Source organism: Acidocella aquatica (assembly GCF_030160635.1).
Lineage (GTDB): Bacteria > Pseudomonadota > Alphaproteobacteria > Acetobacterales > Acetobacteraceae > Acidocella > Acidocella aquatica.
This window is the reverse complement of sequence record NZ_BSOS01000006.1, coordinates 1-16247: the sequence shown is the minus strand read 5'-3', so window position 1 is coordinate 16247 and position 16247 is coordinate 1. Positions and strand designations below refer to the sequence as shown.

At 65.7% G+C, this 16247-nt stretch carries 8 protein-coding genes; 5 read left to right on the top strand and 3 right to left on the bottom strand.

All coding sequences use genetic code 11. From position 1 onward, the window contains the following. Window positions 1-6 precede the first annotated feature (6 nt). From QQJ84_RS01550 to QQJ84_RS01540, 3 genes are all read right to left on the bottom strand, one after another. Complete coding sequence (locus QQJ84_RS01550) at window positions 7-3105, bottom strand: CHAT domain-containing protein (RefSeq protein WP_284256156.1); 3099 nt, start codon at window positions 3103-3105, stop codon at window positions 7-9. Window positions 3106-3118: 13 nt separating this feature from the next. Continuing rightward, window positions 3119-10144, bottom strand: coding sequence for a two-partner secretion domain-containing protein (locus tag QQJ84_RS01545; RefSeq protein WP_284256155.1), 7026 nt, complete (start codon window positions 10142-10144; stop codon window positions 3119-3121). A gap of 63 nt (window positions 10145-10207) precedes the next feature. Further along, the gene (locus tag QQJ84_RS01540; protein WP_284256154.1) at window positions 10208-11962 is read right to left on the bottom strand and encodes a ShlB/FhaC/HecB family hemolysin secretion/activation protein; all 1755 of its coding nucleotides are present in this window, start codon (window positions 11960-11962) and stop codon (window positions 10208-10210) included. Window positions 11963-12091: 129 nt separating this feature from the next. Here QQJ84_RS01540 and QQJ84_RS01535 point away from each other — a divergent pair, with 129 nt between their 5' ends. The 5 genes from QQJ84_RS01535 (at window position 12092) to QQJ84_RS01515 (ending at window position 16188) form a co-directional block, all read left to right on the top strand. Further along, window positions 12092-12385: a PAAR domain-containing protein gene (locus tag QQJ84_RS01535; protein WP_284256153.1), complete on the top strand. Its 294-nt coding sequence runs from the start codon at window positions 12092-12094 to the stop codon at window positions 12383-12385. Between the two features lie 221 nt (window positions 12386-12606). Then, entirely contained in the window at window positions 12607-14610 is a 2004-nt protein-coding gene (locus tag QQJ84_RS01530; RefSeq protein WP_284256152.1) for an FUSC family protein, read from the top strand. Continuing rightward, window positions 14607-14813 carry a DUF1656 domain-containing protein gene (locus QQJ84_RS01525; protein WP_284256151.1) on the top strand — a complete coding sequence of 69 codons (207 nt, stop codon included), beginning with the start codon at window positions 14607-14609 and terminating at the stop codon, window positions 14811-14813. Before QQJ84_RS01530 ends, QQJ84_RS01525 begins: the two co-directional genes overlap by 4 nt. A gap of 12 nt (window positions 14814-14825) precedes the next feature. Continuing rightward, complete coding sequence (locus QQJ84_RS01520; protein WP_284256150.1) at window positions 14826-15692, top strand: efflux RND transporter periplasmic adaptor subunit; 867 nt, start codon at window positions 14826-14828, stop codon at window positions 15690-15692. 4 nt (window positions 15693-15696) lie between these two features. Then, window positions 15697-16188 (top strand): flavodoxin family protein, encoded by a 492-nt coding sequence (locus tag QQJ84_RS01515; protein ID WP_284256149.1) that lies wholly within the window; start codon window positions 15697-15699, stop codon window positions 16186-16188. Window positions 16189-16247: the final 59 nt, after the last annotated feature.

Below are 16247 nucleotides of genomic sequence, written 5' to 3'. Positions count from 1 at the left end.
AAACGCTTATAGTCCGGTCTGTGGCGAACCGGATAGAGCCGACTCCCGCAAATCGGCGGCATTGCCGCCGTCGCCGATCACCGAAAACGCCGCCCAATAAAACGGGTCCGCGATCTCCGCCGGAAACCCCTTCCCCGCCCCGGCGATCAACGCCAGCTGTGCCGCCCGCACACTGCCCGCCACGCCGCCATCCGCCCCCGCATGAATCCGGCTCAACGTGTCAGCCACCAGATACGCCGACACCTGGTCGTTCACCGACCATTGCGTCACCATCATCGCCCGCGCGCCTGCGTAGAAGAAGCTGCGCGCCAGGCCCGAGAGCGCCTCGCCGCCATTCGTTCCGCCCCCGGTGTTGCAGGCCGAGAGCAGCACCAGATCGGCATCCAGATGCAGCCCCGTCACATCGCTGGTGGTCAGCAGCGCATCATCCGCCGTGGCCGCACCCGGCGGCGCCGATGTCACAATCGCGGGCTGGCTCTGGCACGGCAGATCCGTCGGCAGCAGCGCATGCGTGGCAAAATGCAGAATTCTGAAATTCTTCAGGTCCGCCTTTTCCACATTCGGCACCGTAAAATTCGTACCCAACAGCTCATCGCCCGGCCCGGCGCCAAAAATCGCGCCCGCCGCCTGCAGCTCGAGCTTCGCGTACGGCAAATTCGGCAAATTCGCGAACAGCGCCGCGCTATCCTGGCAAGCCGCCACGTTATACGTCCCCTGCGCCTGCGCCAGCGTCACCGGCCTGAAATCGCCAAACCCGAACCATGGCTTCGCCGCCGCCGAAGTTCCCGCCACTTTCCTCAATGAAACGAAATTCGCCGCGGCCGGCACATAAGCCAGCGTGGTCTCGCGGACCAGCCAGGGCGCGTTCTCCAGGTCAGTGGCGCTAGCCGGCCCGGTGGGCAATAATGCGAACGGCAGCGCCAGCAGCGGGCCGGAGGGTGCGACCACCAACTCATGCACATTCTTCATATCATCCGCGAACGGCCCCACCGTCGCTTGATAGATCGCCGCCGCATCCGCCATATCAAACGCCGGCAGCCCCGCCTGCGTCGGCTCGATACTGTCGCGCACGGCGGAAACCAGCGTGGCCATGCTGAAATCATTGGTCTGGCTGCGTGCCACCCGCATCGCGCCGTCATGCAGAAAAAACAGCCAGCTATGGTCCGGCCCCGCCGTAATTCCCAAAAACGCCTCATCAGGCCGCAACAAGGCCAACACCGCCTTGGCCGGCACCACCTGCTGCACCAACTGCCCGAAATTCGGCGCCGCCGCCTGTTCCGCCAGCGTCGCCTGCTGCAAATCCACATTGGCCCCGGCGATTTTCTTGTCCAGCGCGGTCAAAGCCGCCGTGGCGCCCGCCCCCGTCGTGTGTGCCAACTCGTCGCGCTGCTGATACAGGCTCACCAGAGCCGCCTGCGCATCCTGCTGCGCGCGGATCGCCGACGCCACTTTCGGGTCGGACGAACTCGTCGAAAGCCGTGCCGCCGCCTCGGCAATTTCCTGCGCCGTCACACTGCCCTGCGCCAGCTCGGCGGCGGCAAACATCTCGCCGTAAAGCGCCTGCGCATCCGGCTGATCCCCAGCCGCCACCGCCGCGAACACATCCAGGCACGGCGTGATCAGCCTCGCCGAGGTTCCGAGCTGCAACTTCGTCAACAGGCTAATACCGCTGCGGCAGGCCGCCAGCGCCGCCTTGTCATCTTTCCCGTCATGCAACGCCGCGGCCTGCAACAGCGCCGTCTCCGCCACCGGCCGCGAGCCCGGTATCGCGGTTGCAAAATCCGTTGCCGCCCCCTGCAGATAATCCACCGCGCTGCCGGTCTGCCCCTGCGCCACCGCCAGCGTTGCGCTGGTCCGGTTCAGTCTCCCGCTCAGCATCGGCGGCGCGATATCATTGGCCAGCGCAATCCGGTTCGCCGTCGCCATCGCCTTGGCGCTCCCGGCCTTGTCGCCGCTGGCATCAAGCGCGATGGCCTGATAACGCCACGTTTCAATCACCCCCAGCAGCGCGCTTTGCATCACCGGGGTATTCAACGTCGCCTGCTCCGCCAGCAGGCCACTTATGCCTGGCTGCGCGCTCACGCTGAACAACGCTTCATTGGTCTTTGCCGCAGGCTGCGCCTGCAACAACTCCGGCGGCAGCAGCGCCGCGTAGAGCGCCTCCGCCTGACGCAGCAAATCCAGCGCCTGCGCCGGGTGGTTCTGGTTCAACTGGTCCAGCCCCTCATAATGCAACAGCCTCGCCTGCGCGGTCGGGTCACTCGCCCGCGGCGCCAGCTTCGCCACCGCCGCAAACATATTCGCCGCCTGCGGATATTGCGCCTGGTCCGAAAGGTTCAGCGCCAGTTCCAGCATCGGCGCCACCGTGCCCGGATTATCCGCGCCGATTTTCTTCTGCTGCAACGCCAGCGCGGCACGATACGCAATCACCGCGGCGGGGAAATCCTCCGCCTGGTTGGCCTTGGTCCCCAGCGCCATCAGCGCCTCGTAATGGCCGATATCGCCGGAGCTGAACGCCTGCGCCGCCAGCCGCTGCGCCAATATCTGGTCAGACGCCGCCACCGTTGCCTGCCCGGCCTCGCTCGCCGCGATCTTGCCGCTCATCACGCCCATCGCCCGCTGCATCGGCGGCAGCGCTGGCAACACGCCATCGGCATAATACACATTGCCGTTAATCACGCTCGCCACCGCCACATGCGGCCACCCGCCAAAACGCTGTGTACAGGCCAGCACCTCGGCAGGCACGCCATCCAAAATCGTCGCCGGCGTGGGCGCATTGCAGGCATAGCTGCCCTCCAGTGAGGCCCGCCATGTGCTGGTCGCAGCCAGCGCCGCCAAATCCCCCGCCGCCGCCGGGCCGCCATTGCGCACATGCGCGCTCGGCTGGTCCCATGATCCGCAATAAACATCGGCGCTATCGCCGCTGCGCTGGATCGTGCAACTCTCCCCCGCGGTATTCTGCCCAACCGGCAGGCTGGCAGCCGCACTCGCGCCACCGCCCGGATTATCATAGGCCGACACCGGCGGCCTGGCGCAACTTGCCAGGGCCAGCCCCATCATCATTGCCAACCCGGCCTTGACCAATTTCACCCGCTTACCGGTCATCTGCTGCCTGCCTTCAAAAATCGCGTGTCGCAATGCCGGGAAGCTGGACACCATGGTCAAGCCGCTTGCGCTTGCGCGGCGAGATATCAAAATTCTCCAGCGGATTGCCCTCGGGCAGCATCTCGATCGGCAAAATCGTACAATTCACCGAACCGATCGGGCACGTATTAAACCGGTAACCCGGCTGCGGGAACGGAAAGGCCGTGCCGCCGCCCGCCGCCGTCGGCCCTGGAATACCGGCGATCGTCCCATTCAGATTAACCGAGAGCGCGCTCAAAACCTCGAGATGCTGAAGATTGACATTGCCCGTCACCACACCGGCCGCCCCCGCCGCCAACACCAGATCCAAACTCGGCGCATACAGGCTCCCGCCGGTATTCGCCGCGAAATTCATGGTCCCGCTGGGCTGCGTATAGAGAAAGAGCGTGGCTGGCTGGCTCGCATTGTTCAGGTAGGTCAGCGCATTCGGCCCTGAATTAACCAGGAAGGTTCCCGTCTGCAAAATCGATGCCGCACTTCCGTTCGAGCTTATCACCGAGTCAAGCGGCGATGGCGCCGTTGCCGTGCTCGAGGCAATGGTCCCCGTTATGAACAACCCGCCCGTGGCGCTCCCCGCCAGGGTGATCGGCCCTTGCGCCGTGATCGTCACGGTATTGGCGACAACCGGCCCCACAATCGTCAACGCCCCGGCATTTGCCAGCGCGAACAGGCTGTCATGCATGATAAAGCTGCCCAGCGTGCCGATATTCGTATACGCGCCGAATGAAGCCAGGGTCCCAGCCGAGCCCACCAGCGTCGCCGCGCTCAGTGCGCCCGCCGCATGCGTAATGCTGTTGGCCGCGATCAAATCCACCTCATTGGCTATCGCCGTCGTGCCAGACAGGCTCATGCTCCCGCCGGCCGAAAGCGTGGCGGTCTGCGCGCTCACGCTGCCCGCGCTCTGGATCACACTCCCCCCGGCGGTCACATACAGCGCGTTCGCGATCTGCGCATTGCCGGTTTCCGTGAAATTCCCCGTGGTGGAGAGTGTCGCGTTATTCGCGCTCACCGGCCCGGCGATGCCGCCAACGCCCGCCGCGCTGATATCACCGCTGGCCGTCACACTGCCCAGCGCGCCAATCAGGTTCGCATCCGGCAGCGTCAGCGACGCAGCAGCCGCATTCAGCAACGCGGCGGAAACAATGCCGCTGCCCTGCGTGATGGCCCCGCCCGCATCCAGGCTGAGCATGTTCCCGGCATTTATATTCCCCTCAAGCGTCATCGCCCCGGTATCGTTGAGCAGCACATTGCCCCCCGCCGCGAACGCGCCAAGCACGGGTATCGCATTGCCCGCCCCGCCAAACAGCGCATTGCCGCCGATGGTGCCGCCATCGCTGGTCAGCGCCGCCGCCGTAATCGCGCCGCCCGTCTGCGTGATATTGCCCGTATCGAGCAGCGCCAGCGTCCCCCCCAGGCTCACCGGCCCCGCTAACGTCAGGTCCGTGGCGTTGTTCAGGGTCAACCCGCCAGTGGCGGCGAAAGCACCCAGCGTGTTGACCAGATTGCCCGCTGTATTCAACACGGCATCGCCCGCGATCGTCGTGCCACCGCTACTCAGCGTCGCCGCCCTCACCTGGCCACCCGCGCCCTCACTCACCCCGGCGCTGCTCGCAAGCTGCAACAATCCGGTTGAAATCCCGCCATCCACCGCAATACCGGCCGCCGAGAGCGCGATATTCGCGGCGCTGAACGGCCCGGTCACACTTAGCGGGCCAGTGTCAACCAGCCTCACATCGCCGCTCGCGGCAAACCCGGCGATCGTGCGCAACGCATTCCCAGCCAAGGCCATATCCACGCCCCCGGCAATCGTCCCCCCATTGCTGCTCAGCGTCGCGGCGCTGATCGTACCGGCGCTCTGCGTAACCCCGCTGCTACTCGCCAAAGCCAACAGGCCGGGCGTGGTAACGTCACCTGCAAAGGTCAGCCCGGCCGCATCAAGCGTGATATCCGCCCCCGCCACACTCCCGGCCACGCTCAATGCCCTGGCATCGTTCACCAGCACATCCCCGCTGGCCATGAACCCGCCCAAAGTGCCAATGGTATTGGCCCCGCCCAGCAGCGCGGCGCCAGTAATCGTGGCGCCCCCGGTGGTCAGGCTTGGCGCGTCAATCGCGCCGCCGCCGGTCTCGACCACCCCGGCCCCGCTGTTCAGCGTCACCGCCGAGGCGGCGTTGACAACACTGGCCAGCGTCAGCCCAGCAGCATTCAAGGTGATATTGCCCGCGCTCAGGGCCCCGTTCACCAGCAATGGCGTCTGGCTGCTCAGTGCCAGATCGCCCCCCGAGAGCGAAAAAGCCCCCAGCGTCCCGATCACATTATTGCCCAGCGCCATATTCACCGGCCCGCTGATCGCACCGCCCGCCAGCAATGTGCCAACGCTCAGCGACTCCCCGGAGGAGGTGGTCACCCCGTTCGTGCTCGCCAGCTCCAGCGCCCCCGGAACCGCCAGCGTGCCATTAAACGTCACGCCATTGCCGCTCAACAACAACGCGCCCGCCGCCACGCTCACCGCGCCATCGGCGGCAATGCTGCCCGTGGTGCTGATATCCACCAGCGATGTCGAACCGCTGACCGCGCCCAGCAGCGCCCCGCTCAGGTCCAACCCCGCCGCCGTGCCGCCCAGATCAATCGCCGTGCCACTGGTGTAAGGCGCAATCGCCACGGTTCCCCCGGGCGCCACAAGGCTGGCGCCGCTGGAGGTGATGGAATTCGCGGCGAGGCTGATCGTGCCGCCTGAACCCACCGCCAGCGTACCGTTAATCGCCAGGCTGCTGGCACTGGTCGAACCATCGCTCAACGCAATATTGCGGGCGGTCACCGGCCCGTCCACCACCAGCGCCGCGGCGTCAACAAGGTTGAAATTCCCCGCATCCGCAAAACCGCCCAGCGTAAACACCAAATTCAGCGATCCGTTCAGCGCCACATCGCCGCCAATCGTCGTCCCGCCGCTGCTCAACGTGCCGACATACAACTCACCCGTGCTGGGCTGAGTAATATTACCGCCGCTCGCCAGATTCAGCGTGTTCGCCTCCAGCCCGCCATCCAGCGCCAGGCTGCTCCCGCTCATATCAATCACTTTGCCGATCAAAATCCCGGTCTGGGTAATCGGCCCGGCGGCATCCAGCACGAGCGCCGGGTTGGAGAGAATCAGCAGCCCTTCAGTGTAGATACTTCCCGCGCCAAAACTGCCCGCGCTGCCGATGACAAGCGTCCCGGCCGGGTCCAGCCCACTTAACAGCAGGCTGGAGAGTTCCAGCCCGCCCGCCGCCGTGCCACCCACATCAACCACCCCACCGGCGATATAGGGCGCGATATCAATGGTCCCGCCGCTGCCCACGCTCACCGCGCCGCCCGTCGCTTCAAGCAGCCCGTCAGCCACCAGCGCCACCTGCCCGCCCGTCGCCCGCAACAACCCGCCCAGCGTCACCGTACCGTTATCAACCAGCGTCACCGCATTGGCCTGCACCGGCCCCGCCACCGTCAAACTTCCCGCATTGTCCAGGACCAAATTCCCCGCCGCGAGCAGATTGCCCAGCGTGCCGATGCTGTTTCCATTGGTCAGCAACACATCGCCGCCAATCGTCGTGCCGCCGCTGCCCAACGTCCCCACATTCAGCGTGCCGCCGGTGATCTCGCTCACCGCCCCGCCATCCTGCAGCGTCAACAACCCCGGCGTTTGCACCACACCGGCAATATCCAGCGCGCCGCTATCAGCCAGCAGAATATTCCCCAGCGCCGCAAATGCGCCCAGCGTGCCGATATTGTTGCTGTTGCCCAGCGACACCGCACCGCCAATCGTCGTGCCGCCGCTGCTCAGCGTGCCGGTATTCAACGCGCCGCCTGCGACTTCGCTGATGCCGCCGCTGCCCGCCTCCAGCGCCAGCCCGTTGGTCACCGAGACAGGCCCCGCCAAAACCAGCGTTCCGGCGCTCAGAGTCGCGCCCGGCGCAACCACCGTGCCCGCCACATTCAGAGACCCGGCATCGCTCACGGCCAGAACATGCGTACCGCTCAGCGTCATATTCCCCAGCGTGCCGATACTGTTGCCATTGGTCAGCAACACATCGCCGCCAAAAATTCCAACGCCGCTCAGCGTGCCCACGTTCAGCGTGCCGCCAGTGATCTCGCTCACCGTCCCGCCATCCTGCAGCTTGAGTTGCCCCGGCGTTTGCACCACACCGGCAATATTCAGCGCGGTGCTGTCCGCCAGCAGAATATTCCCCGCCGCCGCGAACGCCCCCAGCGTGCCGATATTATTGCCATTGCCCAGCGACACCGCACCGCCAATCGTCGTGCCGCCGCTGCTCAGCGTGCCGGTATTCAGCGTACCGCCCGCTGCCTCGCTGATGCCGCCGCTGCCCGCCTCCAGCGCCAAGCCGTTGGTCACCAACACCGGCCCCGCCAAAACCAGCGTTCCGGCGCTCAGAGTCGCGGCCGGCGCAACTACCGTGCCCGCCACATTCAGAGACCCGGCATCGCTCACGGCCAGAACATGCGTGCCGCTCAGCGTCATATTCCCCAGCGTGCCGATGCTGTTACCATTGGTCAGCAACACATCGCCGCCAAAAGTCCCAACGCCGCTCAGCGTGCCCACGTTCAGCGTGCCGCCAGTGATCTCGCTCACCGTCCCGCCATCCTGCAGCTTGAGTTGCCCCGGCGTTTGCACCACACCGGCAATATTCAGCGCGGTGCTGTCCGCCAGCAGGATATTCCCCGCCGCCGCGAACGCCCCCAGCGTGCCGATATTATTGCCATTGCCCAGCGACACCGCCCCGCCAATCGCCGTGCCGCCGCTGCTCAGCGTCCCCACGTTCAGCGTGCCGCCACTCGCTTCGCTCACCGCCCCGCCATCCTGCAGCGTCAACAACCCCGGCGTTTGCACCACACCGGCAATATCCAGCGCGGTGCTGTCAGCCAGCAGAATATCCCCCGCCGCCGCGAACGCCCCCAGCGTGCCGATATTATTGCCATTTCCCAGCGACACCGCCCCGCCAATCGTCGTGCCGCCGCTGCCCAGCCTGCCGACGTTCAGCGTGCCACCCGCGACTTCGCTCACCGCGCCGCTGCTCTCCAGAATCATATCTGCCGCGCTCACCGTGCCCGCCACATTCAGCGATCCGGTATCGGCAAAGGTCAGCGTCCCGGCGCCGCCCAAGGTGAACACGCCCAGCGAGGTCACACTGTTCGCCCCGCCCAGCATATCGTTACCGCTATTCGCCGCGCCGCTCACCAGCGAAGCCGTAGCGATAACGCCTCCGGTGGTTTCACTGATCCCGCCGCCGCTCTCCAACGCCACCAGCGCCGTCCCCACAACCGGCGCACCGATATCAATCAAGGTCTTGGCGCCAGGATCCAGCAACGCAATGCTTCCGGCCGTCAGCCCCGCCCCCACCAACAGCGTCCCAGCCGCATCGATCTCCAAGGAACCAACCGTATCAATTGACGCACCGATGGTCACATCGCCGCCCGAACTCAACGTCAGAACCGAGGCCCCGGTCAGGTTGACCGCGCTCGCCACATCCACCAGCTTGTTCGCGCTCAGCACGATGGAGCCGGCCAGGCTTACCAGCGAAGCCGGATCGATATAAGTCGTCTGCCCGCTGCTGGTTCCCGAACTGCTCACGATCAGCGTCTGCGGGTCGAGCAATATCTCGCCGGGCTGGCCATTGAGCGCGGTATCAACCACCGTGCCGCCCAGCGAAATCACCCCGTCGCTGGAAATCTCGACCATTCCGCCATTGCCGCCCTGCGGCCCGCCCTGCGCCGAAATCGCCCCGGCAAAATTCGTCGCCTGCGAACTCAGCAGCGTCACCCTGCCGCCATTGCCGCTGCCCGTGGCATCGGCCTTCACCACCGCGCCAGCCGCCACCACCACCGCCGCCGCGCGCGGCGCCGTTGTATCCACGGCTCCCGCCGTGGCCCGTTGCAAATCCGTGCCCAACGCCACCACGCCGCCGCCCGCATCGCCCGAGGCGTTGATCACCGCTCCCGGCGCCACGCTCACCGTGCCTGTCGTCAACACCTCGACCGCGCCGCCCTTGCTTCCGGCCTGCGTCCCTTGCGCCAGAAGATTCCCGGCGATCTGAATATCACCGCCCACCCCCTGGATGGAAATCGTCCCCGTATTCGCCCCCACCGTATTCGTGCGGATCGTCCCGCCAGCGTTGATCAGCTGCGTCACCAGCGCGTCAGCATCCTGCGCCGTGAGTGTAACCTTGCCGCCATCGGCCAGAATCAACCCGCTGTTGGTCACCAGCGCCGGCACCAGCCTGCCGCCCACATCCACCGCGCGCACCGCCTGCGTTACATCCAGCGAGACCAGCCGGTCGCCGTACAAATCGAGCGTGAACGCACTCGCCCCGGCCAGCACCACCTGGCCCAGCTGCGCCGTTATCACCCCGTTATTGGCCACCTGCGGCGCCACCAGCCCCACCAGCCCCGCCTGGCGCGCGGTTAACGCCCCATCATTGATAATTTTCGCCCCCGGATTCGGCGCCCCGGAAAACACCAGTTTCCCCGCCATGAAATCCTTGGTCGCCACGTTGGAGGTCGAGACGACAATGCTCTCCGCATTCACCTGCGAGCCTTTGGTGAACACCACCCCGGACTGATTGACCAGCACGATCTGCCCGTTGGCGTTGATCTTCCCGGCGATCACCGAAGGCTCGGGCGTCACCACCCGGTTCAGCGCAATCGCGCTGGAGGAGGGCTGATTGAACTGCACCGTCGCCGCGCTGCCCACGTTGAAGCTCTGCCAGTTGATCGCGGTAAGCTGGCTGCCCTGGTCAATCGTGGTGCTGCCCGTGCCTTGCGTAATGGTGGCGCTGCCGCCCACCACCACGCCGCCCTGCGGGGTCGTTGCGGGCGCCAGCGCCGTCTGTGCCCGCAATGCGCCCGGAACAAACAGAATCGCCGTCAGCGCCGTTGTCGCCAGCCAAGCCGCGCGCGCAATGCGCCCGTTCGCCCCAGCCCCTGCCAACCGCTGTGTTTTGCGTTCCATCACACCCTCTCACATCGCGCTTTCATATCGCGCGCATATCCAACGCCGCGGCGACGGCAACATTCAATAACGGGCCGTAACACCCCAATAGACCACGGTCTCCGCCAACGGCCTCAGCTTGGTCGCCGCCGGCTCCAGCCGCGTCGTCAGGCGTTCCGTCACCTCGCCGTCCATCTCCAGATACCGGGTCAGCCCCATCCGCACCCCGCCGCCCACAGACCTGACCCGATGTTCAAGGTCGGTGTGCAGGTTCGACCAGGTCTCACCCCAATCATAAAACCCATAAAACTGCGTCCCCAGGTCAATGTCCCGGCTGAGCACCGAAAAATCATACCCGGTGTTGAGCTGCAGTTCCGCCGTCGCATACAGGGCTTTGTCGCCCACCACCTGGCCGGAATAAAACCCGCGGGTGAACCGGTTGCCACCGAGATAAAACTCCTCCTCCGAGGGCAAAATTTCGCTGGCATACTGCCCCCCCGCCTCTGTGCGCAGCGCCACCGTGGCGCCGGTAAACGGCGAGAACAACGTCTGCGTCCGGCTGATCGAGCCGCCCACCTTCCAAAAATCAAACTTCTCCTCGCTGCGCCCGGCCGGCGGCGCTGTCCTTCCATCCGGCGAGGCGCCAAAATACGGAACTCCCTCCGACACCTGCAGGTTCAGCACACTCAGCGCATCGCGCGCATTGCCCGCCCATAAATCCTGCCAGGCATATTGCCCCCCCAGCCGCGCCACCCGCAGGCTGTCATAACTGGTCGGAATCCCCGCTATGCTGATTGCATCCTCGACGCCATCAAAATGCAGCATCAGATTCAACGCCTGATTGCGCCGCAGAATCAGCGGATAACTCGCCATCGCGCCGAACACTGTGATGGAACTCTGATAATGCACCGTGCCCAGCACGCCATTGGGGTTCGCCCGCCCGGCGCCACCATAAAATTTCAACCGCAGGCCATCATTACCAACAAAAAAACTCTCCGCGATCTGGCCAAAATTATCGGTGCCGACGTCGGTATGAAACATTGAAATCTCGGTCTGGTCGCCCTGCGCGGTCATGCTGTTCAGATCAGCCACCGCCAGCCCTTCCACCGGCCCCGCCGCCTTGAAGCCGCGATTATCCGCCGTCACCACCCCGGAGACACTCTGCTTGCTCACCTCCGCCACCAGGGTCAGCGCGCCCGGGTCATCACTGCCTGATTGCAGCACCGCATGCACTGAAACCCCCGGCACCTGCTGCGCCAGCAGCAACCACCGCTCCAGTGACGCCTCGCGCAACGGCCGCTCCGTGGTCAGATGGTCGAGAAACCGCAGCACCATCGTCCCGGCCGGGCCGATATCCTGCGAGAGCTTCACCTCCACGATCCGCCCCTCGGTGACAATGAACCGCACATTGCCCGCCGCATCGATATCGAGCGAAACAGTCGTCAGGATAAATCCATGGCTGCGGTACAAATCCAGCAACGCCCGCCGCGCCGCCGCAATTTTCTGCAACGTGACGCTCTGCCCCGCCAGCCCGCCGGTCAATCCGTCCAACCGCGCCTGCGGGAAGGCCGTCGCCCCGATGATCGTGACCGAACGGACCTGGATCACCGCGCTGGGCAGCGCCCCTTCCGCCGCCGGCGCCTGAAAACTCGGCAGCCCCGCCCCCAGCTGCGGCGGGCTCTGCGGCACGATATGCGGCAACGGCGATGCCTGGGGAAAACTCGGCACAGCGCTCTGCGCCGCCGCCTTATGCGCACCAGCCAACATCAGCAACAGGGCGCCAGCAGCCAGTCTAACGGCTTCAGGAACGCGCAAAGGAAGACCGTCCGTTTCTCGCATCCACCCCACCCGTCACATAAATTCAGCCCAAAGCCACTTCGGCCTTATGCACTTCCGATTTTTAACACTCTCTACATGTTCTCCTGTATATCAGGTGACGCCCCTGATTGAAAATGATATTGTTACAATATGGCATTTCCCGCAGCCCGCCTCACTGACATGCACGTCTGCCCGATGGTGACGGTCCTGGTGCCGCATGTCGGCGGCCCGATCACCGCGCCGGGCGCCCCCACCGTCCTCATCGGCGGCCTCCCCGCCGCCTGCCTCGGCGATATCGTCACCTGCGTCGGCCCGCCGGATTCCATCGTCAAAGGCTCCGCAACCGTCCTGATCGGCGGCCGTCCCGCCGCGCGCATGCTCGACTCCTGCGCCCACGGCGGCTCGATCGTATTAGGTTGTTTCACCGTATTGATCGGCGGCTAAGCTCAGCCGCGGAAACCGGCCGAAAACCAGCCAGACGCACCGCGGGCGGAATTGAACCACCCCTCGCTAACCCGCAACAACGCCACCCCGGCCTGCCAAACACGCTGATCCACGGCAGAGAGCCGCCGCGCGGCTCCTGACCATGCCGCCGATCAGGCTCCCCGCATTGCCGCGATGCGGTTTGTGCCTATCTCTACCGCGCAATTTCATGCTTCTTCCCGATGATGCCCAAGACTGACGAATTACTCTTTGCGCTGAAAACCTTCGCCGGCGCGATGACGGCGCTATGGATTTCGCTGTGGCTGGGGCTTGAGAATCCCTATTGGGCGATGGCGACCGCCTTCATCGTCGCGCAACCGCTCACCGGGGCCATGCGCTCCAAGGCCGTATACCGTTTCATCGGCACGCTGGTCGGCGCCACCGCCGCTGTGGCCATCATCCCCAATCTGGTCAACGCGCCGCTGCTGGCCAGTCTGGCGATGGCGCTCTGGGTCGGCTTCTGCCTCTATCTCTCCCTGCTGGACCGCACGCCGCGCGCCTATATGTTCATGCTGGCGGGCTACACGGCCGGGATCATCGGCTTTCCTAGCGTCGCCGCCCCCGGGCTCATCTTCGAAACAGCCCTCACCCGCGTTGAGGAAATCTACATCGGCATCGCCTGCACCACGGTGGTCGGCACCGTGATATTTCCGCGCGGGCTGGGGCCGGTGCTGGCCCGGCGCGTGGCCGGCTGGGTGCGCCCGGGCATTGACTGGGCAACGGCGGCGCTCGAGGGCCGCGGCGACGCCCCGGAGGTTCATGCCGCGCGGCGCAAGCTGGCCGTGGAGGCGACCGATGTGGCGATGATGACGACACAGCTCGCCTACGACACCTCGAACCTGCAATCGGCCGTGCCCTATATCGCCCAGCTGCGGATCTACATGCTGAGCATGATGCCGGTGCTCAGCTCCATCGGCGACCGCGTGGCCCAGCTGCGCCGCCACGGCGGCATCACCCCGGCGCTGGAAAAAGTGCTGGATGCCACAGCCGCCTGGATCCAGATCGGCGGGCCGGAAGATGCTGACGCCCTGCACGGCCAGATCAACGCGCTGGAGGATGCCGATCTCTCCTGGACCGGGCTGCTGCGCGCCAGCCTCGCCATGCGGCTCGGCGAGCTGGTGAGCATCATCCGCCATGAGCGCGCCATCCGCCGCCATGTGTTCGAGGGCGACGTGGCGCCGCAGAGCGCCGCGATAAAGGCGGAGTTCATCGCCGTGGCGGCGCAGCTGCGCGACCACGGGCTGGCGCTCTTCTCCGCCCTCTCCACCGCATTGGCGATTTTGCTGGTCTGCGCGGTCTGGATCGTCACCGCCTGGCCCGCCGGCGCCGGGGCGGCCGTGATGGTCGCCGTCGCCGGCTCGTTTTTCGCGGCGCAGGACGACCCCGCCCCCGCCATCGCCCAGATGAGCCGCAACGCGGTGATCGCCACCCTGGGGTCGGGTTTCTACACCTTTTTGGTGCTGCCGCGCATGGAGACCTTCGCCGAGCTGGTGCTGGTGCTGCTGCCCGCCGGGCTCATCATCGGCATCCTCGTCTCCCGCCCGGCCACTTTTGGCACCGGCATGCTGCTGGGCGCCATCGGCTCCACCAATCTGGCGCTGGACAACACCTATTCCGGCAATTTCGCCACCTATCTCAACAACACCGCCGCCTTGCTGCTCGGCATCACCTCCGCGCTGGTGGTGACCCGGCTGATCCGCTCCGTGGGCGCGGCCTGGAGCGCGCGGCGCGTCATCAAGGCCGGCTGGCGCGACATCGCCGCCGCCGCCGGGGCCAGCGAGCCGGGCGACCCCGCCGTGCTCAGCGGGCGGATGCTGGACCGCTTCGGCCTGCTGGTGCCAAGGCTCGCTTCAATTCCCGCCGGGACGGACATCGCCACCGCCGACGTGCTGCAAGACCTGCGCGTGGGGCTGAACGTGATCGGCCTGCAACGCTGCATGTCCACGCTCTCTCCGCAGGCGCAGGCGCAGAGCGCCGCCGTGCTGGAAGGTGTCGCCGCGCACTACCGGGGCAACCCGCTGGCCCCGCCGCCGCCCGGCCTGCTCACCGCCATTGATGCCGCGACACATGCCGCCGCATTTGATACCCATGTGCACAAGGAGGCGCTGATGATGTTATCGGGACTGCGCAGCGTGCTGTTCGCCCCCGCCCCGCCGCCCGCGCTGGCGGGGTGGACCAGCCCATGATCGGCGAGATCGACTTTTACGGCGTGCTGATGCCCCCTTTGCTGGTGTGGCTCGGCATCGCCCTGCTGCTCTCCACCCTGCTGCGCGCGGCAATCAAGCGCCTTGGCCTCTACCGCTTCGTCTGGCACCGCCCCCTGTTTGACCTGGCGCTGCTGATTGTGCTGCTGGGCTGCGTCAGCCTGGTTATGAACCGCTTTTTCTAGAAACGGATCCCCATGAACACCGTATCGTTTCCGCTCCGCTTCCTCGTGACCCTGGTGATCGTGCTGATCGCCGCCGTGATCGGCTGGCAGCTCTGGATTTATTACATGGAAGACCCCTGGACCCGCGATGGCCGCGTCCGCGCCGACACCGTGGCCCTGGCGCCCGATGTCTCCGGCCCGGTGGTGCAGGTCTTCGTGCAGGACAACCAAGTGGTGAAGGCGGGGGATAAACTGTTCCAGATCGACCCCACGCGCTTTACCATCGCACTGGCCCAGGCGCAGGCGCAAATGCTGAAAGCCAAGGCCGCGATGGAGGATGCGCAGCGCACCGCCAGCCGCTATGCCGCCGTCTCCAACAACGCCGTCTCCAGCCTGACGCGCGATACCGCCGGCACCGCCGCGATGGAGGCCGCCGCCGACTACCAGCAGGCACAGGCCAACGAGGCGGTGGCGCAGCTCAACCTGCAACGCAGCACGGTGCTCGCCACCGTGAACGGCGTGGTCACCAATTTCTCGATGCAGCCGGGCGATTTCGTGAGCGCGGGCACGCCCGACGTGGCGATCGTGGATACCGATTCCCTCTATGTGGACGGCTATTTCGAGGAGACCAAGCTGCGCCACATCGCGGTGGGCGACAAGGCCACCGTAACACTGCTGGGCGGCGGCCCGGCGATCAGCGGCCATGTCACCGGGTTGGCGGCGGGCATCAGCGATGCCGAGCGCGGCCCCAGCCCGACCCTGCTGGCCAATGTGAACCCAACCTTCACCTGGGTGCGCCTGGCGCAGCGCGTGCCGGTGCGCATCGCGCTCGACCATGTTCCCCCCGGCACCCCGCTGGTGGCGGGGTTGACCTGCACCGTGGCCATAAACCAGCAATAACGCCATGAAGACTCTGCTGATCGTCTTCCACTCCCTCACCGGCGGCACCCGGCAGATGGCCCAGGCCGCTGCCGCCGGTGCGCGGGCGGAGAGCGGGCTGCGCGTATTGTTGCAGAGTGCGGTGGCAACCAAGCCTGAAGATGTGCTGGCGGCGGACGGCTATATCTTCGCCACGCCGGAGAATCTCGCCGCCATGTCCGGCATGATGAAGGATTTCTTCGACCGCAGCTATTACCCCGCGCTGGAACGCATCAACGGCCGCCCCTACGCCACGCTGATCTGTGCCGGCAGCGACGGCCAGAACGCGGCGCGCCAGATTGAACGCATCGCCACCGGCTGGCGGCTGAAAGCTGTGGCGGACCCGCTGATCATCTGCACCCACGCGCAAACGCCCGAAGCGATCCTGGCGCCAAAAACCATCAGCGCCGCCGCGCTGGCACGCTGCCGGGAACTTGGCGCCTCGCTGGGCGCCGGGCTGGCGATGGGAATTTTCTAGCCGCTATTATTCACGAAGCTGTTTTGGTTTGATTTCTTTGGCCATCCCTGCACAACCGC

Bases quoted from the DNA above. Each gene is read 5' to 3' on its own strand.
- QQJ84_RS01550 (WP_284256156.1), bottom strand. From the start codon at position 3,105: ATGACCGGTAAGCGGGTGAAATTGGTCAAGGCCGGGTTGGCAATGATG.
- QQJ84_RS01545 (WP_284256155.1), bottom strand. From the start codon at position 10,144: ATGGAACGCAAAACACAGCGGTTGGCAGGGGCTGGGGCGAACGGGCGC.
- QQJ84_RS01540 (WP_284256154.1), bottom strand. From the start codon at position 11,962: ATGCGAGAAACGGACGGTCTTCCTTTGCGCGTTCCTGAAGCCGTTAGA.
- QQJ84_RS01535 (WP_284256153.1), top strand. From the start codon at position 12,092: ATGGCATTTCCCGCAGCCCGCCTCACTGACATGCACGTCTGCCCGATG.
- QQJ84_RS01530 (WP_284256152.1), top strand. From the start codon at position 12,607: ATGATGCCCAAGACTGACGAATTACTCTTTGCGCTGAAAACCTTCGCC.
- QQJ84_RS01525 (WP_284256151.1), top strand. From the start codon at position 14,607: ATGATCGGCGAGATCGACTTTTACGGCGTGCTGATGCCCCCTTTGCTG.
- QQJ84_RS01520 (WP_284256150.1), top strand. From the start codon at position 14,826: ATGAACACCGTATCGTTTCCGCTCCGCTTCCTCGTGACCCTGGTGATC.
- QQJ84_RS01515 (WP_284256149.1), top strand. From the start codon at position 15,697: ATGAAGACTCTGCTGATCGTCTTCCACTCCCTCACCGGCGGCACCCGG.